The sequence below is a fragment of the Pseudomonas fluorescens genome, assembly GCF_004683905.1.
GTDB lineage: Bacteria > Pseudomonadota > Gammaproteobacteria > Pseudomonadales > Pseudomonadaceae > Aquipseudomonas > Aquipseudomonas putida_A.
Genome location: NZ_CP038438.1, coordinates 1,571,749 through 1,594,086, shown reverse-complemented (window position 1 = coordinate 1,594,086; position 22,338 = coordinate 1,571,749). Strand labels below are relative to the sequence as shown.

Annotated in this window: 19 protein-coding genes; 10 read left to right on the top strand and 9 right to left on the bottom strand. The window is 60.2% G+C overall.

Annotation, left to right across the window (positions count from 1 at the left end):
* The first annotated feature begins 329 nt into the window (after positions 1 to 329).
* From E4T63_RS07340 to E4T63_RS07330, 3 genes are all read left to right on the top strand, one after another.
* Positions 330 to 605: a hypothetical protein gene (locus E4T63_RS07340; RefSeq protein ID WP_097086740.1), complete on the top strand. Its 276-nt coding sequence runs from the start codon at positions 330 to 332 to the stop codon at positions 603 to 605.
* 262 nt (positions 606 to 867) lie between these two features.
* Complete coding sequence (locus E4T63_RS07335) at positions 868 to 1,452, top strand: papain-like cysteine protease family protein (RefSeq protein ID WP_135295166.1); 585 nt, start codon at positions 868 to 870, stop codon at positions 1,450 to 1,452.
* Between the two features lie 12 nt (positions 1,453 to 1,464).
* Positions 1,465 to 2,064 (top strand): hypothetical protein, encoded by a 600-nt coding sequence (locus tag E4T63_RS07330; protein ID WP_135295165.1) that lies wholly within the window; start codon positions 1,465 to 1,467, stop codon positions 2,062 to 2,064.
* Between the two features lie 62 nt (positions 2,065 to 2,126).
* Here the strand turns inward: E4T63_RS07330 and E4T63_RS07325 are convergent, their stop codons facing one another.
* Entirely contained in the window at positions 2,127 to 3,467 is a 1,341-nt protein-coding gene (locus E4T63_RS07325) for a DEAD/DEAH box helicase (protein WP_041070247.1), read from the bottom strand.
* A gap of 191 nt (positions 3,468 to 3,658) precedes the next feature.
* Between E4T63_RS07325 and E4T63_RS07320 the strand changes: the two genes are divergently transcribed.
* Positions 3,659 to 4,957, top strand: coding sequence for a mechanosensitive ion channel family protein (locus E4T63_RS07320; RefSeq protein ID WP_098967728.1), 1,299 nt, complete (start codon positions 3,659 to 3,661; stop codon positions 4,955 to 4,957).
* A 110-nt stretch (positions 4,958 to 5,067) separates the two neighbouring features.
* Here E4T63_RS07320 and E4T63_RS07315 read toward each other — a convergent pair whose 3' ends face one another.
* From E4T63_RS07315 to E4T63_RS07300, 3 genes are all read right to left on the bottom strand, one after another.
* Positions 5,068 to 5,934: a carboxylate/amino acid/amine transporter gene (locus E4T63_RS07315; protein ID WP_098967727.1), complete on the bottom strand. Its 867-nt coding sequence runs from the start codon at positions 5,932 to 5,934 to the stop codon at positions 5,068 to 5,070.
* A 343-nt stretch (positions 5,935 to 6,277) separates the two neighbouring features.
* A complete protein-coding gene (locus E4T63_RS07310; protein WP_098967725.1) occupies positions 6,278 to 6,877 on the bottom strand; it encodes an FMN-dependent NADH-azoreductase in 600 nt (199 codons plus the stop codon).
* A gap of 232 nt (positions 6,878 to 7,109) precedes the next feature.
* Positions 7,110 to 7,424, bottom strand: a complete 315-nt coding sequence (locus E4T63_RS07300; RefSeq protein WP_098967723.1) for a 3-phosphoglycerate kinase — start codon at positions 7,422 to 7,424, stop codon at positions 7,110 to 7,112.
* A 49-nt stretch (positions 7,425 to 7,473) separates the two neighbouring features.
* On the opposite strand from E4T63_RS07300, the gene E4T63_RS07295 reads away from it, so the two are divergent.
* The 5 genes from E4T63_RS07295 to aqpZ all read left to right on the top strand — a co-directional run bounded on the left by E4T63_RS07295 (position 7,474) and on the right by aqpZ (position 12,690).
* The gene (locus E4T63_RS07295) at positions 7,474 to 8,397 is read left to right on the top strand and encodes a LysR family transcriptional regulator (RefSeq protein WP_027614550.1); all 924 of its coding nucleotides are present in this window, start codon (positions 7,474 to 7,476) and stop codon (positions 8,395 to 8,397) included.
* A gap of 14 nt (positions 8,398 to 8,411) precedes the next feature.
* Entirely contained in the window at positions 8,412 to 9,215 is an 804-nt protein-coding gene (locus tag E4T63_RS07290; protein WP_096796627.1) for an alpha/beta fold hydrolase, read from the top strand.
* Between the two features lie 3 nt (positions 9,216 to 9,218).
* Complete coding sequence (locus E4T63_RS07285) at positions 9,219 to 9,782, top strand: peptidylprolyl isomerase (protein ID WP_095138580.1); 564 nt, start codon at positions 9,219 to 9,221, stop codon at positions 9,780 to 9,782.
* A gap of 88 nt (positions 9,783 to 9,870) precedes the next feature.
* On the top strand, positions 9,871 to 11,703 hold the full coding sequence (locus tag E4T63_RS07280; RefSeq protein WP_095138579.1) for an ABC transporter ATP-binding protein: 1,833 nt from the start codon (positions 9,871 to 9,873) through the stop codon (positions 11,701 to 11,703).
* Positions 11,704 to 11,994: 291 nt separating this feature from the next.
* Positions 11,995 to 12,690 carry an aquaporin Z gene (gene aqpZ / locus E4T63_RS07275; RefSeq protein WP_098967720.1) on the top strand — a complete coding sequence of 232 codons (696 nt, stop codon included), beginning with the start codon at positions 11,995 to 11,997 and terminating at the stop codon, positions 12,688 to 12,690.
* 157 nt (positions 12,691 to 12,847) lie between these two features.
* On the opposite strand, the gene E4T63_RS07270 is transcribed toward aqpZ, so the two are convergent.
* Complete coding sequence (locus tag E4T63_RS07270; protein WP_098967719.1) at positions 12,848 to 13,972, bottom strand: GNAT family N-acetyltransferase; 1,125 nt, start codon at positions 13,970 to 13,972, stop codon at positions 12,848 to 12,850.
* A gap of 278 nt (positions 13,973 to 14,250) precedes the next feature.
* On the opposite strand from E4T63_RS07270, the gene E4T63_RS07265 reads away from it, so the two are divergent.
* A complete protein-coding gene (locus E4T63_RS07265; protein WP_098967717.1) occupies positions 14,251 to 15,582 on the top strand; it encodes a putative porin in 1,332 nt (443 codons plus the stop codon).
* A gap of 182 nt (positions 15,583 to 15,764) precedes the next feature.
* On the opposite strand, the gene E4T63_RS07260 is transcribed toward E4T63_RS07265, so the two are convergent.
* The 4 genes from E4T63_RS07260 to hrpA all read right to left on the bottom strand — a co-directional run bounded on the left by E4T63_RS07260 (position 15,765) and on the right by hrpA (position 22,130).
* Entirely contained in the window at positions 15,765 to 15,998 is a 234-nt protein-coding gene (locus tag E4T63_RS07260) for an anti-sigma factor family protein (protein ID WP_135295164.1), read from the bottom strand.
* Entirely contained in the window at positions 15,992 to 16,606 is a 615-nt protein-coding gene (locus E4T63_RS07255; protein ID WP_003222662.1) for an RNA polymerase sigma factor, read from the bottom strand. The genes E4T63_RS07260 and E4T63_RS07255 overlap by 7 nt, the downstream gene beginning before the upstream one ends.
* Before the next feature lie 191 nt (positions 16,607 to 16,797).
* The gene (locus tag E4T63_RS07250; protein ID WP_135295163.1) at positions 16,798 to 17,919 is read right to left on the bottom strand and encodes a beta-ketoacyl-ACP synthase III; all 1,122 of its coding nucleotides are present in this window, start codon (positions 17,917 to 17,919) and stop codon (positions 16,798 to 16,800) included.
* A gap of 299 nt (positions 17,920 to 18,218) precedes the next feature.
* Entirely contained in the window at positions 18,219 to 22,130 is a 3,912-nt protein-coding gene (gene hrpA, locus E4T63_RS07245; protein WP_135295162.1) for an ATP-dependent RNA helicase HrpA, read from the bottom strand.
* Positions 22,131 to 22,338 lie beyond the last annotated feature (208 nt).

The window sequence follows — 22,338 nt, the reverse complement described above, 5'->3', positions numbered from 1 at the left end:
GCGCGCCTCGGTCAGAACGTCCAAAGCGTGGCAAAAACGATCGCAGAACCGCTGGCGAATAGTTTGTTCGATCCCTCGAAATCACAATTTGATATCAATGTGATGGCGCGATGGTAGATTGCCATCATTCTGGCGTCAATAAGTCGTACAGCGTCTTTTACAACAACCGCTCTAACCCGTGGCTTTCCTCAAGAGGTCTGCTTTTCAGGGGAAGATCGCGACCGTTCGGTCACTCTAAATGGACTGGTAAAAACACTGGAACTGAACTTTTCACCGCCCGAAACCCTCCACCGATCAACCCGCCCTACCCGGAACGGAGGCCTGCCCCCATGAAAACCCTGCTCAAGCTCACCCTCGCCGCCACCCTAGCCTGCGCCCTGCCGGTCTGGGCCTGCACACCAGAAGAGGCCACCGCCAAACGCGAACAACTGGCCAAGGAAGTGGCCAAGCTCACCGAACAGAATCCGGCCAAGGCCAAGGAAATCAATGCCGAGTTGCAGAAGATGGACTTGGGCACGGCCAGCGCCGATCTGCCGGACAAGTGCCAGTTGATTGATCAGCGCTTGAAGGAACTGGACTCGGCTGAGAAAAAAGCCGACAGCTAAAAGCAAGATCAAAAGATCGCAGCCTGCGGCAGCTCCTACATCGAACCCTGTAGGAGCTGCCGCAGGCTGCGATCTTTTGCCCCAGAAAATGCATTTATGCATTTATTTTCTTGCATAAACGCATATCCAGACTAAGGTTACATCGAGCAAGGAGATCGGCACCGTTCATCGCAGATGAAAACCGTTACCCACCGATCGCTCGGCAATACCGCAACACAATCACAAGCTGGACGCTTGTTTTCATTCATGGAGGACTGAAAAAATGTTAACCACTCAAGCAACATCGTTCACCGGCGAGAGCCTGCCAAGGTGCCTTGTTGGCCACCTGATCGACCCGCAACTGGTCGAGGTTGAAGCCACTGCGCAAACGGCGGCACTGGCCGCTGCCAACCTTAACTTCACGATGCAGAAACAGACTCAGACCAACTGGTGCTGGGCCGCCGTTTCCGCTTCGGTCGGCAACTACTACGGCACCGGGTCATGGACGCAGTGCGGCGTCGCCAGCACCCAGCTGGACCGCAATTGCTGCAGTCAGCCGGGGCCGTGCAACGTCTATGGCTACCTGGATTCGGCCCTGCGGACCACCCGCAGCTATAACGGGATGAATCAGGGTTCGCTGCAGATGTCGGCCATTCAGAACCAGATCAACATGGGCCGCCCGGTCGGCCTGCGTTGTGCCTGGTATGGTGGCGGTGCGCACTTCCTGGCGATCTACGGCACCAACGGCAACTACGTGCTGATCGCCGACTCGATCTACGGTTACTCGACCCGCGCGCTGAACTCATTCCCCGGTTCGTACAACGGCGGCGGCAACTGGACTCACACTTACTTCACCGCGAAAAACTAGGAGGGCGACATCATGCAACTGACTTATCCAAAGGCGCCTTCCAACGGCGTACAGACTTTGCGTCCGGTGCTGCAAGCCGCGCTGCAAAACCAGGGCTTCGGCATCAACCGCCAGTTCGCCAACGCGACACCGGCCAAAGTCAGCCTCAGCGAAGCCTATCGCGGCTACTCGCTGACACTCGACGACCTGAGCCAAGGCAAGGGTCTGAAAGACGCACGTATCGGCGACTGGCATTACCTGGTGTTTGCCGACGGCGTAAGCATTGCCGATGCGCAACTGGCCGAGGTGCGTGGCCATGTCGAGTTCGCTTCGCTGAACCACGGCACCCGGGCCGCCGACACCGTGGGCGCGTTGAAACTGGCGGAACAGGCGCCGCAATTGCACGGCAAGAGCGTTGAATTGCGGGTGCTGTTTGTCTCGGCACTGCACGTCGTGGCGATCTGGCTGCACGCTGACGGTGAAGATGTACTGATCCCGATCGAGCCGACGCCGAAAGAGCTCGGGAACTCGCGGCTGTACAGCGAAGCCGCGTTGCTCGCGCAGCTCAAACCGGCGGCAGATCGCGCCAAACAGCGCTTTGACGCAGACACCAGCGGACAGTTGGGGAGCTGACAAACCCTGCGCATAAAAAAACCCGGACACTGTCCGGGTTTTTTATTGCCTGCGAAAACGCCTTACTCAGCCGCTGGCTCAGCCGGCTTGCGACGCTTGAGCGGGGCCATGCCGTCGCTGCTCACCAGCGAATCCGGCTTCGGACGGTTGGCGCTCTTGCGCTTGGTCGGGGTCTTGGCGGCGGTCTTCTTCTTGTCGCCCTTGGCGTCGGTCTTTTTCTTCTTCACCCCGACAGCCTTGCCCGAGGCCTTGACCTTCTTCGGCCCGCCGTAGGTGCCTTTGACTTCCTTGATGGTGCGGCGCTCGAAGCTCTGCTTGAGGTAGCGCTCGATGCTCGACATCAGGTTCCAGTCGCCGTGGCAGATCAGCGAGATCGCCAGACCGTCGTTGCCTGCGCGGCCGGTACGACCGATGCGGTGCACGTATTCGTCGCCGCTGCGTGGCATGTCGAAGTTGATCACCAGATCCAGGCCATCAACGTCCAGACCACGGGCCGCGACGTCGGTCGCTACCAGAATCTTCACGCCGCCCTGCTTCAGACGGTCGATCGCCAGTTTGCGATCCTTCTGGTCTTTCTCGCCGTGCAGCACGAACGCCTTGTATTCCTGAGCCACGAGGCGGCCGTAAATGCGGTCGGCCATGGCCCGGGTGTTGGTGAAGACGATGGCCTTCTGGTAGGTCTCGTTGGCCAGCAGCCAGTTCACAATCTGCTCTTTGTGCTGATTGTGGTCGGCGGTGATGATTTGCTGGCGGGTGGTCGAGTTCAGCTGGCTGACCGCGTTGAGCTGCAGATGCTCAGGGTTGTTCAGCACCTTGGCGATCATCTCGCGCAGGCCGGAACCACCGGTGGTGGCGGAGAACAGCATGGTCTGCTGACGGTTCGGGCATTCGTCGACCAGACGTTGCACGTCTTCGGCGAAGCCCATGTCGAGCATACGGTCGGCTTCGTCGAGCACCAGCACTTCGACTTCTTTCAGGTCGAGGTTGCCGGCGTTGAGTTGCTCGATCATCCGGCCCGGCGTACCGATCAGGATGTCCGGCACCTTGCGCAGCATCGCGGCCTGCACCTTGAAGTCTTCACCGCCGGTGATCAGGCCGGACTTGATGAAGGTGAACTGCGAGAAGCGTTCAACTTCTTTCAGGGTCTGCTGGGCCAGTTCGCGGGTCGGCAGCAGGATCAGGGTCTTGATGCTGACGCGGATCTTCGCCGGGCCGATCAGGCGGTTGAGGATCGGCAGGACAAAAGCGGCGGTCTTGCCGCTACCGGTTTGCGCCGTCACCCGCAGGTCACGCCCCTGGAGCGCCAGCGGAATGGCCGCTGCTTGCACAGGCGTTGGCTCGACAAATTTCAGCTCGGCCACGGCTTTGAGCAGGCGTTCGTGCAGGGCGAATTGGGAAAACACGGGTGCTACCTCGAAGATATGCAAAAAAACAGCTGCATAGGTTACCGGTTTCGAGCGCTCAGGCCGAGTTTCTTTATACAAACGGGCGTAATCAGTGGCTTTTTTGTTGCTCGATTTGTCTCCAACGGTAATACACAGCGTCTTAAATGCTCTAATCGCCCATCGCGTCTTACAGAAGAATCGTTGCTCACATGGATTTCAAACAGCTCTGGCTCAACGCCCAAGACCTCTGGGGTGCCCTCGAAAAGCACCCATTCCTGCAATCCGGCCTGGCGCTGATGCTGCTACTGGTGATCGCGCTGGTCCTCGGACGAGTGGCACGCTATCTGATCCTGCATGCCAGCCGCATGCTCGGGCGCCAGCCGGCCTTGCACTGGATCAACGACTTTCGCCACAACAAGGTGTTTCAGCGCCTGGCGCAGATGACGCCGTCGCTGGTGATCCAGTTCGGCCTGCACCTGGTGCCGGAACTGAGCAAAACCGCGATGACTTTCCTCGGCAACGTGGCGCTGTCCTTCACCATCCTGTTCCTGCTGCTGTCGGTCAGCGCCCTGCTCAATGCGCTGCTGGACATCTACGCCCGCACCGAACACGCCCGCACCCGCTCGATCAAGGGCTATGTGCAACTGGCGAAAATGGTCTTGTACGTGTTTGGTGCGATCATCATCGTCGCCACCCTCATCGACCGTTCGCCGCTGTTGCTGCTCTCCGGTCTGGGTGCGATGTCGGCGGTGATTCTGTTGGTCTACAAGGACACCCTGCTGTCGTTCGTCGCCAGCGTACAGCTGACCAGCAACGACATGCTGCGGGTCGGCGACTGGATCGAGATGCCGCAAGTCGGCGCCGATGGCGATGTGGTCGACATCACCTTGCACACGGTCAAGGTGCAGAACTTCGACAAGACCATCGTTTCGATCCCGACCTGGCGCCTGATGTCCGAATCGTTCCGCAACTGGCGCGGCATGCAGCAGTCTGGCGGGCGGCGGATCAAGCGCAGCCTGTTCATCGACGCCAGCGGCGTGCGCTTCATTCGTGACGATGAGGAAGAAAAGCTCTCCCAGGTGCACCTGCTGACCGGCTACATGGGCCGCAAGAAAGCCGAGCTCAAGGCTTGGAACGAGGCGCAGGGCAACGTCGCCGCGATGTCGGCCAACCGCCGGCGCATGACCAACATCGGCACCTTCCGCGCTTATGCGCTGGCGTATTTGAAGAGTCACCCGGAGGTGCAGCCGAACATGACCTGCATGGTGCGGCAGATGCAGACCACGGCGCAGGGAATTCCGCTGGAAATCTACTGCTTCACGACCACCACGGTGTGGGCCGATTACGAGCGGATTCAGGGGGATATTTTCGATTATCTGCTGGCGGTGCTGCCGGAGTTCGGTTTGAGCCTGTATCAGCAGCCGAGTGGCGGGGATTTGCGTTCGGGGTTGTTGCCGGCTGTACTCGGCTCAGCGCACATACCAGAACCACAAAAACACCTCCTATAACCCCACAGATCAAAACTGTGGGAGCGGGCTTGCTCGCGAAGGCGTCAGGTCAGTCAACATAATCGTTGAATGACACACCGCTTTCGCGAGCAAGCCCGCTCCCACAGGGGTTATGCGGTGGCTTGAGTTTTGCGGATGCCCAACCGGCTGATCCACACCGCCGCCAGAATCACACTCCCGCCCAGCAACAACCGTCCCAGTTCCTCATGCTGATTCCAGATCAGCAGGTTCAGCAGCAAGCCCACCGGCACATGCAGGTTGTTCATCACCGCCAGCGTGCCGCCGTTAACCATGCACGCGCCCTTGTTCCACCAGTACATCCCCAGCGCCGTCGAGACCAGACCGAGGAACAGCAACACGCCCCATTGCAACGGCGCTTCGGGCAGGAAGTTGGACTTGCCGAACAGCAGAAACGCCGGCAACACCACCGCCAACGCGCCGAGATAGAAGAAGCCGAAACGTCGGTAGTGCGGCAGATCACTCGGGTGTTTTGCCACCAGATGCTTGTACAGCACCTGCCCTGCGGCGTAGGTGAAGTTGGCCAGTTGCAGCAGCAAAAAGCCCATGAAGAAATCCGGGTTGATCCGGTCAAAACGAATCACCGCCGCACCGCCCACCGCTACCAACGCGGCCACCAGCGCCCACGGATTGAAGCGGCGGTTCAGCGCATCTTCGATCAGCGTCACGTGCAGCGGCGTGAGGATCGTGAACAGCAACACCTCCGGCACCGTCAGCACACGGAAGCTCAGGTACAGGCAAACGTAGGTGATGCCGAACTGCAACGCGCCGATCAGCAGCATGCCGCGCATGAACGAAGGCTCCACCGAGCGCCAGCGGGTCAACGGAATGAACACCAGCCCGGCCAGCACCACGCGCACCAGCACTGCAAAGTAGCTGTCGACATGCCCGGCGAGGTATTCGCCGATCAGACTGAAGGAAAACGCCTGGATCAGCGTGACAAAAAGTAGATAGCCCATGGTCGCCTCTGTTTCGAATGGCGGCGACGATAGCGGTTTTTGCGCCAGACCGCGAACCTCAGGCAACACTGAACCCTGTGGGAGCGAGCTTGCTCGCGAAGGCATCGTGTCAGTCGACGAATAGTTGACTGACACACCGCCTTCGCGAGCAAGCCCGCTCCCACAGGGGTTACACGTTGCTCAGATAATCCCAGGCAAAAAAAAGCCCGATCTCGCTAAAGCGTTCAATCGGGCTACAGCACTCAGGAGCAACAAGTGCAAAGGGAGGTTCGATGCGCGTAGAGCCTTGAAGGGGTTGCGCCAGGTCACTTAAACAAGCGGCGATTATCTGGCGATTAACATATCAAGCGACCTGGGACAGTTTGGCGTTGGCCTGATTCAGGCCCTTCTCCTGGAAGTCGCCGCCCAGGTTCATGCCTTCGGCGTGAATGAAGGTCACGTCGTGGATGCCGATGAAACCCATGACCTGACGCAGGTACGGTTCCTGATGGTCGGCCGGGCCGCCGGCGTAGATGCCGCCGCGAGCGGTCAGCACGTAGGCACGTTTGCCGCTGAGCAGGCCTTGCGGGCCGGTTTCGGTGTACTTGAAGGTCACGCCGGCACGCAGCACGTGGTCGAGCCAGGCCTTGAGGGTGCTCGGGATCGCGAAGTTGTACATCGGCGCAGCCATCACCAGTACGTCGGCAGCGAGCAGCTCGTCGGTCAATTCGTTGGAGCGCTCCAGCGACGATTGTTCGCTGGCGTTGCGCTGCTCGGCAGGCTTCATCCAGCCGCCCAGCAGGTTGGCGTCCAGGTGTGGAACGGGATTCACGGCGAGGTCACGCACGGTGATCTGATCGTTGGGATGCGCCGCTTTCCACTGACCAATTAAGGTCTGGGTCAGTTGACGGGAAACCGAATCTTGCTGGCGGGCGCTGCTTTCGATGATCAGAACGCGGGACATGGTGTGTAGTCTCCATCCGAGAATGTTGTAGGTCGATGGAGTGAAGGTTAAACAGGGTCGTATCGATGAAAAAGCGCAAATAATTGCTGCAAAGCATCGAATAATTCGTTTAGATGCTGACACGTACCCTTGTAGGAGTGAGCCTGCTCGCGATAGCGGTGTGTCAATCGACGCATTCTCTGACTGATACACCGCTATCGCGAGCAGGCTCACTCCTACAAGGGATCGACCGTTATTTCGGGCTGCAGCTCAGGTCGATGCGCAGCCTGATGATCTCGCGGGAGAACTTGGCCGTGGCATTCGTATGCTTGCGGGCCGGGACTTCGATGTTGCGCGTACGCGGTGCTTCCGGACCATTGTTGAAAACGACTTTGCAGGTCGCGTCGACATCACCGTAGTTGGCGACCCGGATGGAGCCGATGTCTTTGTCGGTGTCGAAGGTCTCGTAGTCGATCTTCAAGCCATTGAGGTTCTTCTGCACATCGATCGGGTAAGCAAACGCAGTCAGCGGCAGCAACGCGAGCACCACACAACAGAATTTTTTCATTCGCCAGTCTCCATGAGGGACGGCCAGCTTAGGACAAGAGGAGCTATTGATGAAAGCGCCCCGCGTGACCCTTGATCAATGGCGAACATTGCAGGCCGTGGTCGACCACGGTGGTTTCGCCCAGGCCGCCGAGGTTTTGCACCGTTCGCAATCTTCGGTGAGTTACACCGTCGCCCGCATGCAGGACCAGCTCGGCGTGCCGTTGCTGCGCATTGACGGTCGTAAAGCGGTGCTCACCGAAGCCGGCGGTGTGCTGCTGCGCCGCTCGCGACAACTGGTGAAACAGGCTAGTCAACTGGAAGACCTCGCCCACCACATGGAGCAAGGTTGGGAAGCCGAGGTGCGGCTGGTGGTCGATGCGGCTTACCCGAGCGCACGCATCGTGCGGGCGCTGACCGCATTCATGCCGCAGAGTCGCGGCTGCCGCGTGCGTCTGCGCGAGGAGGTGTTGTCGGGGGTCGAAGAGGTCTTGCTCGAGGGCGTGGCCGATCTGGCAATCACCGGCCTGAGCATCCCCGGCTACCTCGGCGCGGAATTGAGCGACGTCGAATTTGTCGCGGTCGCCCACCCTGATCACGCGCTGCATCGGCTCAACCGCGAACTGAGCTTCCAGGACCTGGAAACCCAGATGCAGGTGGTGATCCGCGACTCCGGCCGCCAGCAACCACGCGACGTCGGCTGGCTCGGCGCCGAACAGCGCTGGACCGTCGGCAGCCTCGCCACGGCTGCCACGTTCGTCAGCAGCGGCCTGGGCTTTGCCTGGCTGCCACGGCACATGATCGAACGGGAATTGAAGGAAGGCACGCTCAAGCTGCTACCGTTGGATCAGGGTGGCAGCCGCAACCCGAGCTTCTATCTGTATTCGAACAAGGACAAACCGCTGGGCCCGGCCACACAAATCCTCATCGAACTGTTGCGTACCTTCGACACTTTGCCGCTTGACGCACCGTTCGCCGCCCCCGAGCAAGCCTGACACGGAGTTCACCGATGGCCTATTTCGAACATGAAGGTTGCAACCTGCACTACGAGGAATATGGCCACGGCACCCCGTTGCTACTGGTTCACGGACTGGGTTCGAGCACCCTGGACTGGGAAATGCAGATCCCGGCGCTGTCGGCGCACTACCGGGTGATCGTTCCGGATATACGTGGTCACGGTCGCTCGGACAAACCTCGCGAGCGCTACAGCATCGCCGGGTTCAGCGCCGATCTGCTGGCGTTGATCGAACACCTGAAACTCGGCCCGGTGCATTACGTCGGGCTGTCGATGGGCGGGATGATCGGCTTTCAGTTCGGCGTCGATCAGCCGCAAATGCTGAAAAGCCTGACCATCGTCAACAGCGCCCCCGAGGTCAAACTGCGCAGCCGCGACGATTACTGGCAGTGGTTCAAGCGCTGGAGCCTGATGCGCGTGCTCAGCCTCGCGACCATTGGCAAGGCATTAGGCGGCAAACTGTTCCCGAAACCCGAGCAGGCTGATCTGCGGCAGAAAATGGCCGAACGCTGGGCAAAAAACGACAAACGTGCTTATCTCGCCAGCTTCGATGCGATTGTTGGCTGGGGCGTCCAGGAACGACTTTCCCGGGTGACCTGTCCAACCCTCATCGTGACTGCCGACCGTGACTACACGCCGGTAGCACTGAAAGAAACCTATGTAAAACTGCTGCCCGATGCGCGGCTGGTGGTCATCGCCGACTCGCGCCACGCCACCCCGCTCGATCAACCCGAACACTTCAACCAAACGCTGCTGGAGTTTCTCGCCGCAGCCGACATTCAATCTCAGGATCACTGACCCATGCTGAAAAAACTCGCCCTCGCCGCCGGCACCGTGCTGTTTGCTGCCAACCTGATGGCTGCCACCCCGGCCAAAGCACCGCACGTGCTGCTGGACACTACCAACGGCCAGATCGAAATCGAACTGGACCCGGTCAAGGCGCCAATCAGTACCAAAAACTTTCTGGATTACGTCAACAGCGGTTTTTACACCAACACCATTTTCCACCGCGTGATCCCGGGCTTCATGGCTCAGGGCGGCGGTTTCACGCCACAGATGCAGCAGAAAGAAACCAAGGCGCCGATCAAGAACGAAGCCAGCAATGGCCTGCATAACGTTCGCGGCACTTTGTCGATGGCCCGTACCTCCAACCCGGATTCGGCCACCAGCCAGTTCTTCATCAACGTCGCCGACAACGCCTTCCTCGATCCGGGCCGTGATGCCGGTTACGCGGTATTCGCCAAAGTGGTCAAAGGCATGGACGTGGTCGACATCATCGTCAACTCGCAGACCACCACCAAACAGGGCATGCAAAACGTGCCTGTCGACCCTGTGATCATCAAGTCGGCCAAAGTCATCGACTAAGCTGTACAGGGCGTTTCGAGCGGCGCTGGCCTGAAGCCACGCCGCTCACACCGATAAAAGGAGAGCCCGGCATCCGGGCGGTTATCTGATGCTCTATCGCCGTTTCGAACAACTGATCGACATATTCCGCGACGCCCCTACGGCGTCCCCGCCGGATCGTGTCTGGCCCTTCTATACCTATTACCTCAAGCAGGTCTGGCCGAGTTTCGCCGCCCTGCTCGTCGTCGGCCTGTTTGCCGCGTTGATCGAAGTCGCGCTGTTCAGCTACCTGAGCCGCATCATCGACCTGGCCCAAGGCACGCCCAACCCGAATTTCTTCAGCGACCACGCCCTCGAACTGACGTGGATGGTGGTAGTCGCCCTGGTACTGCGGCCGATCTTTTTCGGCCTGCACGACCTGCTGGTGCATCAGACCCTCAGCCCCGGCATGACCAGCATGATCCGCTGGCAGAACCACAGTTACGTGCTCAAGCAGAGCCTGAATTTCTTCCAGAACGACTTCGCCGGGCGCATCGCCCAACGCATCATGCAGACCGGCAACTCGCTGCGTGACTCGGCGGTGCAAGCGGTGGATGCGCTGTGGCACGTGGTGATCTACGCGATCAGTTCGCTGGTGCTGTTCGCCGAAGCCGACTGGCGCCTGATGATTCCGCTGCTGACGTGGATCGTCGCCTACATCGGTGCGCTGTATTACTTCGTGCCACGGGTGAAAGAGCGTTCGGTGGAAGCTTCCGACGCGCGCTCGAAACTGATGGGACGAATCGTCGACGGCTACACCAACATCGCCACCCTCAAGCTGTTCGCCCACACCAATTTCGAACAGCACTACGCCAAGGAAGCCATCGAAGAACAGACGGTCAAGGCGCAGATGGCCGGCCGCGTGGTGACCAGCATGGACGTGGCGATCACCACCATGAACGGCCTGCTGATCGTTGGCACCACCGCGCTGGCGCTGTGGCTGTGGACGCAGTCGCTGATCACCGTCGGCGCGATCGCCCTGGCCACCGGTCTGGTGATTCGTATCGTCAATATGTCCGGCTGGATCATGTGGGTAGTCACCGGCATCTTCGAAAACATCGGCATGGTGCAGGATGGTCTGCAGACCATCTCGCAACCGGTCAGCGTCACCGATCGTGAGCAGGCCAAACCGCTGGCCGTGGCTCGTGGCGAAGTGCGTTTCGAGCACGTGGATTTTCACTACGGCAAGAAGAAAGGCATCATCGGCGACCTCAACCTGACCATTAAACCCGGCGAGAAAATCGGTCTGATCGGGCCATCCGGCGCCGGCAAATCGACCTTGGTCAACCTGCTGCTGCGCCTGTATGACGTAGAGGGCGGACGCATCCTGATCGATGGGCAGAACATCGCTGAAGTCGGCCAGGAAAGCCTGCGCGCACGCATCGGCATGATCACGCAGGACACCTCCCTGCTGCACCGCTCGATCCGCGACAACTTGCTGTATGGCAAGCCTGACGCCACCGACGCCGAGCTCTGGGACGCGGTGCACAAGGCTCGCGCCGACGAGTTCATTCCGCTGCTGTCGGACGCTGAGGGCCGTACCGGTTTCGACGCGCACGTCGGCGAACGCGGGGTGAAACTGTCCGGCGGTCAGCGCCAGCGCATTGCGATTGCCCGGGTGCTGCTCAAGGACGCGCCGATCCTGATCATGGACGAAGCAACCTCGGCACTCGACTCAGAAGTCGAAGCGGCGATCCAGGAAAGCCTGGAAACCCTGATGCAAGGCAAAACCGTGATCGCCATTGCTCACCGTCTCTCGACCATCGCTCGCATGGATCGGCTGGTAGTGCTGGAAAACGGCAAGATCGCCGAGAGCGGTACCCACGCCGAACTGCTGGCGCATCGCGGATTGTATGCGCGGTTGTGGGCGCACCAGACCGGGGGATTTGTCGGGATCGATTGATCATTGAATCAATACAACTCCAATGTGGGAGGGGGCTTGCTCCCGAAAGCGGGGTGTCAGTACCGAACATTTGTCTGACACACCGCATTCGGGAGCAAGCCCCCTCCCACAATATATTGGGAACCGCCACAGCCCTCTAACCACGGGCTCTGGCGGTTTTTTCATGGCTGCTGGAAATCCATCCAAAGCGTGCTGTACTCAGCCAAGGTTCCAGCACGGAACCTGTCGTAAATCTGCAGGGAAGCACAACGCAATACAGTCTCGATAGCATGGGCTATCAAGGACTCTCTCATGTCTCTGTTCAAACGTTCAGTTACTGAGTTGTTGGGTACGTTCTGGCTGGTTCTGGGTGGTTGTGGCAGTGCGGTGCTCGCCGCGTCTTCGCCTCTGGGCATCGGGGTGCTGGGGGTGGCCCTGGCGTTTGGTCTGACGGTGCTGACCATGGCGTTCGCCATTGGCCACATCAGCGGATGTCATCTCAATCCGGCGGTATCGGTCGGGTTGGTGGTCGGCGGACGGTTTCCAGCAAAAGAGCTACCCGCCTACATCATCGCCCAGGTGCTCGGCGGGATACTCGCCGCCGCGCTGCTCTACTACATCGCCAGCGGCAAGGAGGGTTTCGACATCGCAGCAGGTCTGGCGTCCAATGGGTACGGCGAGCACTCGCCCGGCAAATACTCGATGGCGGCAGGCTTTGTCACCGAGCTGGTGATGACCGGGATGTTCGTGATCATCATCCTCGGCGCCACCGACAAACGCGCCCCGGCGGGCCTCGCACCGATTGCCATCGGCCTGGGTCTGACGCTGATTCACCTGATCTCGATTCCGGTCACCAACACTTCGGTCAACCCGGCTCGTAGCACCGGGCCGGCGCTGATGGTCGGCGGCTGGGCGATCGCACAGTTGTGGATGTTCTGGGTCGCGCCGCTGATTGGCGCTGTGGCAGGCGGGGCGATTTATCGTTGGTTAGGTAAAGAGGATATCTGAAACTACTGGAAATCCCTGTGGGAGGGGGCTTGCTCCCGAAGGCGTCGTGTCAGTCATATTTACCCTACTGACACACCGCATTCGGGAGCAAGCCCCCTCCCACAGTAATAAATCAACCACGCCCGAGAATCGATGTCGGCCCCGTTTAAAGGCAAGCTCAGGCCTGGCGGTATGGCAAGGCTGTTCTGGCTTCCTCGGCGTACGCAAGGACGCCAGCACGTTCCTGTTGCAGGAAGTCTTTAACTGCGGCTTTCAGACCGGGATGACGCAGGTAGTGCCACGAGTGGGTGATCACCGGTTCAAAGCCGCGAATCAGCTTGTGCTCGCCCTGAGCGCCGGCATCAAAGCGCTGATACCCCTGGGCAATCGCATAGTCCATGCCCTGATAGAAACACGTCTCGAAATGCAGCCGGTCAAACTCGGCCAGACATCCCCAATAGCGTCCATAGAAGCTGTCGCCCCCGACCAGGCTGAAGGCCATCGCCACCGGACGTGAACCCTGTTTGGCCAGCACCACCCGAATCGCCTCCGGCATCCGCGCAGCCAGCAGACTGAAAAACTCGCGCGTCAGGTACGGCGCCTGGCGGCGCACGGCGTAGGTGTTGGCATAGCAGGCGTAGACAAAATCCCATTGCGCCTCGTCCAGCTCACGCCCTTCCAGCCATTCGAACTCGAAGCCCTGCCCCGCCACTTGCTCGCGCTCTTTACGCATTTGCTTGCGCTTGCGCGAACTGAGCGCGTCGAGAAAATCCTGGAAGTCCCGATAACCGCGATTCTGCCAGTGATACTGACAGCCGATACGTTGCAGCCAGCCCGGCTGCTCGGCCATGGCGGCATCGGTGAACGGGTCGGTGAAATTGATGTGCGCGCTGGAAAGCTCTTCGATTTCCAGATAACCCGGCAGGCTCTTGAGCAGTTCGAAACCGTCCTCGACCCGGGCGGCCAGCAAGCGTGGCCCGCTGACCGGACTGAACGGCACCGCCGTCAGCAGTTTGGGGTAGTAATCGATGCCGGCCCGGGCGCAGGCATCGGCCCAGCCGTGATCGAACACGTACTCGCCGTAGGAATGCCACTTGCGGTAACTGGGCAACGCCGCGATCAGCCGATCGTCTTCGACGTGCAGCAGGTGCTCGGCTTGCCACCCCGTATGCGGGCCAACGCTGCCGCTGTCTTCAAGGGCCGAGAGAAAGGCGTGCCGCAAAAACGGCTGGTTCTCGGGCACCAGTGCATCCCAGGTCGCCGGGGCGATTTCTGACAGGCTTTGCAGGCGTTGCAACGGCATCAACTGACTCTCCACTTCCGGGCTTCAAAGCCCCGCGAGTATCGCTTATCGCTGCCCTTTGCACACGAGCAATCGGACGACAGCGCTCTAGATCAATAGTTCAGGACAACTTTGTATCGTCATCGACATGACATCACTTAGCCACTGCTCTGTCATAAACCATCGCGATACTCGCTCCTGTTTTTAGAGCGCCGGGTTCTACCCGGACACTGTTTTCCGACGTGCGCGTCGGTGTGCCCCGGATGGTTCTGCCATCCCTCTCATCTTCGGAGATTGCTATGCGTCTTGCTTCCACGAAAACTGCGGCGGCCCTGTGCGGTGGCCTGTTGCTGGCCATGAGCGTTCCGGCCAGTGCTGCAGTCGACGCCAAACTGCTCGACATGCTCAAGGCTAACGGTTCCATTTCCCAGGCGCAGTACGTAGAACTGCAAACTGAACTGGCCAAGGATCAGAAGGCTCAGCAAATCGCGCAGCAGGCGCAGCAAGAGACCAACGAGCAGATCGCGGCGACCGCGAAGAAAACCAATGAGCTGAGCTCCTTCGACCAGAAACTCGCCTGGGCCGCAAAGACCCAGTTCAAAGGCGACGTGCGTTTCCGTCAGGAGACCGTCAAGAACGATGGCGTGCCGAACAGCAAGGACCAGGACCGTCAGCGCATTCGTGCCCGTCTGGGTGCCTACACCGAAATCAACCCGCAGGTGGACACCGGTATCCGTATTGCCACCGGCAGCAGCGACGACGCCCGCTCCACCAACCAGGACCTGAACAACTACTTCGACAAGAAGCAGATCTGGCTCGACCAGGGTTACGTCGACTACCATCCTGACGCAATCAAGAACCTGCACCTGATCGCCGGTAAAATGAACCAGCCGTGGGTGAGCATGGGCGACATCATCTGGGACAGCGACATCAACCCGGAAGGTCTGGCCGTCACCTACAAGTATCCGTTGAACGGCAGCACCGAGCTGTTCGGTAGCGCCGGCCACTACACCCTCAAGGACAACGTCGACGGCGAAGGCGTGCAGTTCAAGCACGACCTGCGTCTGTACGCTGGCCAGTTGGGCGGTCGCTTCGCACTGACCGACAGCCTGAAACTGACCCTGGGTGGCAGCCTCTATTCCTACGACAATGACAAGGACAGCGCCTGCCCGACCACTGGCACCGTCACTGCGCCATGTGCCTTGGCCGTCAACGGCAACAGCCCGAACGAAACCTTCAAACTGTATGAAGGTTTTGGTCAACTGGACATCGCCAACCTGCCAGTACCGCTGTCGATCTACGGTCAGTACGTCAACAACAAAGACGCCAGCAACGACCAGGACACTGGCTGGCTGGCCGGCGTGAAAACCAAGGTTTATGGCTTCGGGATCGACTACAACTACCGCGACGTACAGCGTAACGCGGTGGTCGGTGCCTTCACCGACTCCGACTTCGCCAACGGCTACACCGGTTCGCGCGGCAGCAAGCTGAAAGTCAGCTACGAGCTGGACAAGAACTTCACCCTGGGTGCCACCTACTTCATGGCCAACTCGGACTACACCAACGCCAGCCTGAAGAAGACCGACTCCGACATCAATACGCTGCAACTGGATGCCGAAGCCAAGTTCTAAAACGCATCACCCTCTAGCCTGACGCGGGCGGGACGATCCCCATCATCCGTTCGTTTCGTCCCGCGCCGGCTATTTCTGCAGGATGCAAAAACACTGTAGGAGCTGCCGGAGGCTGCGATCTTTTGATCTTGTTTTTGAGGATCAAAAGATCGCAGCCTTCGGCAGCTCCTACAAGTGAGATTCTATTTTTCCTTACGGCGTTGCTCGGCCAGACGCTCAGCCAGCGCATCCACACCCTCTTGCGGCTTCTCCGGCATCGCCTTCAACGTGGCCTGCATCAAACGCATCTGACGAATGAACCGCCGACATTTGGGGCAGAACATCAGGTGATGGCGCACCAGCAGTTTCTCGCGAAAGCTCAACTGGCCATCGAGATAATCGCTGGAGCGCGCTACTTGTTCCTTGCAGGTCAGCATTCGCCGGTCTCCTCAAAATGCTCCACCGTGGCGAAGACTTTCAGCCGCGCCCGATGCAGCAGCACACGGACATTGGAGAGCGAGATCTCCAGAAGATTACAGATCTCTTCCAGTTCCAGACCCTGACGCTCGCGCAGCAGCAACACGCTGCTTTGCAGTTCCGACAGGCTGAGCAAGGTGTGCTCCAGGCAATCACGCAATTCACTTTCGGTAAGCAAGGCTTCCGGGGTGTCCTGATGCCAGGCGAATGGCGCCACCAGCCAATGGCCGTCACCGGGCGAAAAACGGTCGTCATCGATGGTGCCGTGGGGTGACGGCAGATCATCCATCAATACTTCGCGGCGGTTTTGTTTGTAGCGGCTCTTGGCCGAGTTGGCGGTGATGGTCAGCAGCCAGGTCTTGAGACTGGAACGACCCTCGAAGCTGCCGATATGGCGCACCACCGAAAGCCAGGCGTCCTGCACCACTTCTTCGACATGGCGCTGGCCGACAATCGCGTAAGCCACGGCGCGCATGGCGCTCTGGTAGGTGCTGACCAGCTCCTTGAAAGCCTTTTGCTCACCCGCGAGCAGACGTTCGAGCAGTTGGGTGTCGTCGGTTGCGGCCATGCACGCCTCGTTTGCAAATACCGATTAACGTTAACGCACTCGACCCTGTGGCGAGCGAGCTTGCTCGCGCTCGGCTGCGCAGCAGTCGCAAAACCGGCGATTGCGGTTCTCCAGCAAGATCGCAATCGCCGGTATCGGGAGCGCTACGCACTCGAGCGGGAGCAAGCTCCCTCGCCACAAAGGAGGGTGACTCAGCGCTTGCGCAGAATTACGCTGCCGATCGAGTAACCGGCGCCGAACGAGCTCAGCACGGCCAGCGAACCGGCGACCAGATCGTCCTGATATTTGTGGAAGGCAATCACCGAGCCGGCAGAGCTGGTGTTGGCGTAGGTGTCGAGAATCACCGGCGCTTCTTCTTCAGTGGCTTCACGGCCCAACAGCTTGCGCACGATCAGGTGGTTCATGCTCAGGTTGGCCTGGTGCAGCCAGAAGCGCTTGACGTCGCCGACGTTGAGTTTGTTCTCTTCCAGGTGCTCACCGATCAGCTCGGCGACCATCGGGCAGACGTCCTTGAACACCTTGCGACCTTCCTGCACGAACAGCTTGTCGCGGGCACCGATGCCCTCTTCCGCGGCGCGGTTGAGGAAGCCGAAGTTGTTGCGGATGTTGTTGGAGAACTTGGTCAGCAGTTTGGTGCTGACCACGTCGAACTGGTACTTGGACGTCGCCAGGTCAGCGCGCTCGATGATTACCGCCGTCGCGGCGTCACCGAAGATAAAGTGGCTGTCGCGGTCACGGAAGTTCAGGTGACCGGTGCAGACTTCCGGGTTGACCATCAGGATCGCCCGGGCCTGGCCCAGTTGCACGCTGTTGGCCGCGGCCTGAATGCCGAAGGTCGCCGAGGAGCAGGCGACGTTCATGTCGAAACCGAAACCCTGAATGCCCAGTGCTTCCTGGACTTCGATGGCTATGGCCGGGTAGGCGCGTTGCAAATTGGAGCAGGCAACGATCACGCCGTCGATGTCGGCGGCGGTCTTGCCGGCACGTTGCAGCGCCTGTTCAGCGGCGCCGATGGCCATCTGGCACAGCACCGACCATTCGTCGTTGGAACGCTCCGGCAGGCGCGGGGCCATGCGCGCAGGATCGAGAATGCCGTCCTTGTCCATGACAAAGCGGCTCTTGATGCCCGAGGCTTTTTCGATGAATGCAGCACTGGATTCGGTCAGCGCCTGGACTTCACCGCGGGCGATGGCGTCGGCATTGTCGGCGTTGAACTGCGCGACGTAGGTATTGAAAGACTGCACCAGCTCTTCGTTGGAGATGCTGTTGGCCGGGGTGTACAGGCCGGTGCCGCTGATGACGACGTTATGCATGGTCGTTTCTCTAATCTGTTCAGGCAGAAAGCGCTGGCACCGACGTACCAACACACAAAGGGTCTGTTCCCGTCCGGGGACGCTGACCTGGCATCGCTTTATTCCGCCACGTGACCCGGCCGAAGGCTCTGGGTCACGAAACCGGCGTTTATGGTCGCGAAGTTTGCCATAAACCCAAGGTTTTGGCGCCTTTCTCAAGCACAACCCAAATCCCGATGTGGGGCATATCTCTATCTTTGTGGTGAGGGGATTTATCCCCTCACCACAAATGCCCACAGGTGATCGAGCAGGGTTGGGGATCAGGCCTCGACCTGACTCCATTGCTTGCTCAGCCGTTTGTCCGAGATCGGCGCTTTCGTCCCCAACTGCTGGGCGAACAGCGACACGCGGTATTCCTCCAGCCACCAACGGTACAGTTCAAGCTGCGGATCGCGTTTGCCTTCCTGGGCATGTTTCGCCGCGCGAGTCTGATATTGCGCCCAGAGGCCGGCGAGTTCACCGCTCCAGACCCGATCCTTCTGCACTTGCGCACCGAGTTTCTCGAAACGCTGCTCGACCGCCTTCAGATAACGCGGCAACTCTTTGAGCCATTGCATCGGTGTTTCCCGGACGAAACCCGGATACACCAGATTGCTGATTTGCTGCTTGATGTCATTCAGCGCCACAGCCTGCGCCAGATCGATCTTGCCCTTGAAGCGTTTTTGCAGGCCGTGCCACAGTTTGAGGATCTCCAGCGTCAGCCTTGCCACGCGCTCGGCGTGTTCGGTCCAGCTGCCGCGTTTGCGCTCAGCCAATGCCGCCAGCCCGGCGCCATCACGCGGCAACGGGTCTTCGCCTTCCAGAATGCAGCTGTCGAGGCTGGCCAGCAGAATGTCTTCGACCAGCGCATCCACTCGGCCCAGCTCGCGATAGAGCAGGCCCAACTCGGTGATACCCGGCAGTTTGCTGCGCAGGAACTTCGCCGGCTCCGCCAGTTGCTGCAGCAGCAGCCGCTGCAAGGCGCGGCGATGCTGGAACTCAGCTTCGGCCGGGGTCGAGAACCGCCCTTCCTTGACTGTGCCGCCCTCTTCCACCAGCGCCGGATAGACCGTCATCGACAATCCGGCAATCTTCTGCTGAGTCTTTTCCGCCACCGGGGCGAAGACCTTGGCCTCCACCGGTTGCTGACTTTTCGCACTCTGCGGCACCGCCAAAGCCGCCTGGCTGGCTTCGGCAAACCGTGCGGTCAGCTCGGCCAGATCACGGCCCTCGCCAAGGAACTTGCCCTGGCCGTCGACGATTTCCAGGTTCATCCGCAGATGGCTTTCGACCTGCTGCGCGGCTTCCGCCCATGCTTCATCGCTGACGCGCGCACCGGTCATGCGCAGCAACTCGCGACCGAGCGCCTGGGGCAGCGAGCCCTCGGCGAAGGTCATGCGCTGCAACGCCGCTTTAATGAAGTCCGGCACTGGCACGAAGTTCTTGCGCAAGGCTTTTGGCAGGTTGCGTACCAGGGCAATGCACTTGGCCTCGATCAGCCCCGGCACCAGCCATTCCAGGCGCTCCGGCGGCAGCATCGGCAGCAGCGGTGCCGGCACCCGCAGGGTCACGCCGTCGCGTGGGTGATTGGGTTCGAAGTGGTAGCTGAGCGCCAGTTCCAGATCACCGATGTGCAGCGTGTCCGGGTAGTCACGCGCAGTGACTTCACTGGCCTCGCGGGCCAGTACGTCTTCTTCGCGCATGATCAGCAGCTGCGGGTCCTTCTGGCTGTTGACCCGATACCAACTGTCGAAGGTCGCGGTCTGGTGAATCTCCGCCGGCAAGCGCGCATCGTAGAACGCGTACAGGGTTTCTTCGTCAGCGAGAATGTCGCGGCGCCGAGCCTTGGCTTCCAGCTCGTCGAGCTGTTCGAGCAATTGCTTGTTGGCGGTCAGGCACTTGGCTTTCGACTGAATCTCGCCACGCACCAGCCCTTCACGGATAAACAGCTCACGCGAAACCACCGGATCCACCGGGCCGTAATGCACCGGGCGGCGACCGACCACGATCAGCCCGAACAGGGTGATCTGCTCGTAGGCCACGACCTGGCCGCGCTTCTTCTCCCAGTGCGGTTCGAAATGGTTTTTCTTGATCAGGTGCCCGGCCAGCGGCTCGATCCAGTCGGCATCGATCTTGGCGACCATGCGCGCGTAAAGCTTGGTGGTTTCCACCAGTTCGGCGGTCATCAGCCACTGCGGACGTTTCTTGCCGATGCCCGACGACGGGTGAATCCAGAAGCGCCGCTGCCGGGCGCCGAGGTAATCGCCGTCCTCGGTTTTCTGGCCGATCTGGCTGAGCAGACCGACCAATACCGCTTTGTGCAGTTTCGGGTAATCCGCCGGCTCTTTATTCAGGCTCAACTGCATGTCGCGGCAGATCAGACTCAACTGGCGATGGGAATCACGCCACTCGCGCAGACGCAGATAATTGAGGAAATTCTTCCGGCACCAGTTGCGCAGCGGGCTGGCGGTCAGCGCCTGGCGTTGCTCTTCAAAACCGCGCCACAGATTGACCAGTCCGGCGAAGTCCGAATCGCTGTCTTTCCATTGTGCGTGGGCCTGATCGGCTGCTTGCTGACGCTCCGGCGGACGCTCGCGCGGGTCCTGAATCGACATCGCACTGGCGACGATCAGCACTTCCTGCAAGCTGCCGAGTTTTGCCGCTTCCAGCAGCATGCGGCCCATGCGCGGGTCCACCGGCAAGCGCGCCAACTGGCGACCGAGCGGGGTCAGCTGGCTGTTGCGATCCACCGCCGAGAGCTCTTGCAGCAGGTTGAAACCGTCGCTGATCGCCTTGCCGTCCGGCGGCTCGATGAACGGGAACGCGGTGATCTCACCGAGGCGCAGGTGCAGCATCTGCAAGATCACGGCAGCAAGGTTGGTACGCAGAATTTCCGGATCGGTGAATTCCGGGCGACCGAGGAAGTCTTCTTCGCTGTACAGGCGCACGCAGATCCCCGGCTCGACCCGGCCGCAACGACCCTTACGCTGATTGGCGCTGGCCTGGGAAATCGCTTCGATCGGCAGACGCTGGACCTTGGCGCGGTAGCTGTAGCGACTGATGCGCGCGGTGCCGCTGTCGATCACGTAACGGATGCCCGGCACGGTCAGCGAGGTCTCGGCAACGTTGGTCGCCAGCACCACGCGCCGCCCCGGATGCGACTGGAAAATCCGCTGCTGCTCGGCCGGCGACAGGCGCGCGTACAGCGGCAGGATTTCCGTGTGTTTGAGCTGGGCCTTGCGCAGCATGTCGGCGGCATCGCGGATCTCGCGCTCGCCGGGCAGGAACACCAGCACATCGCCGGGACTGCGGCGTTCGCTGCGCTCATAGGCGGCGATTTCATCGAGGGTGGCGAGGATCGCCTGATCCACGGTCAGGTCGTCTTCGACACGGTTGCCCTCTTCATCCTGCTCCAGGGTCAGCGGGCGATACCAGGTGTCTACCGGGAAGGTGCGACCGGACACCTCGACGATCGGCGCATCGTCGAAATGCTTGGAGAAGCGCTCCAGATCGATGGTCGCCGAAGTGATGATGACCTTCAGATCCGGGCGACGCGGCAGCAAGGTTTTCAGGTAACCGAGCAGGAAGTCGATGTTCAGGCTGCGTTCGTGGGCTTCGTCGACGATGATCGTGTCGTAGCGCTCGAGGTAGCGGTCGTTCTGGGTTTCCGCCAGCAGGATGCCGTCAGTCATCAGTTTGATCAGGGTGTTGGAATCGCTTTGATCCTCGAAGCGCACCTGATAGCCAACCAGCGAACCGAGCGGCGTGCCGAGTTCTTCGGCGACCCGGCTGGCGACACTGCGCGCAGCGATTCGGCGTGGCTGGGTATGGCCGATCAAGCCATGCTGGCCGCGACCGATTTCCAGGCAGATTTTCGGCAACTGGGTGGTTTTACCCGAGCCGGTTTCGCCGGCAATGATCAGCACCTGATGCTTCTCCAGCGCGGCCTTGATTTCGTCGCGCTTGGCGGCGATCGGCAGGCTGTCGTCGTAACGAATCACTGGCAGGCTGGCACGGCGCGCCAGCACCTGATCACAGGACGCCTGCATGCGCGCCACCCACTGGGCCAGTTTGGCCTCGTCGGGTTTCTTGCGCAGCTCGAGCAACTGCCGCCGCAGCCGGTGACGGTCGGCGAGCATGGCGTGATCGAGGTTTTTCAGCAGTTTGTCGATGGAGGGCGATTCGTCGGTCATCGGGTACGCAATTCGGTCGTCTGTTTATGCAGGGGGGCGATTGTCGCAGATTTGCGTCACTGAACACGACTGCGAGGTGCTTTTGTGGCGAGGGGATTTATCCCCGATCGGCTGCGCAGCAGTCGCCGACTGGATATGAAAGTCGCTCTGAAGCGTCTGAGTTGAATGGTTTTGGGGGGTGCTTCGCACCCCATCGGGGATAAATCCC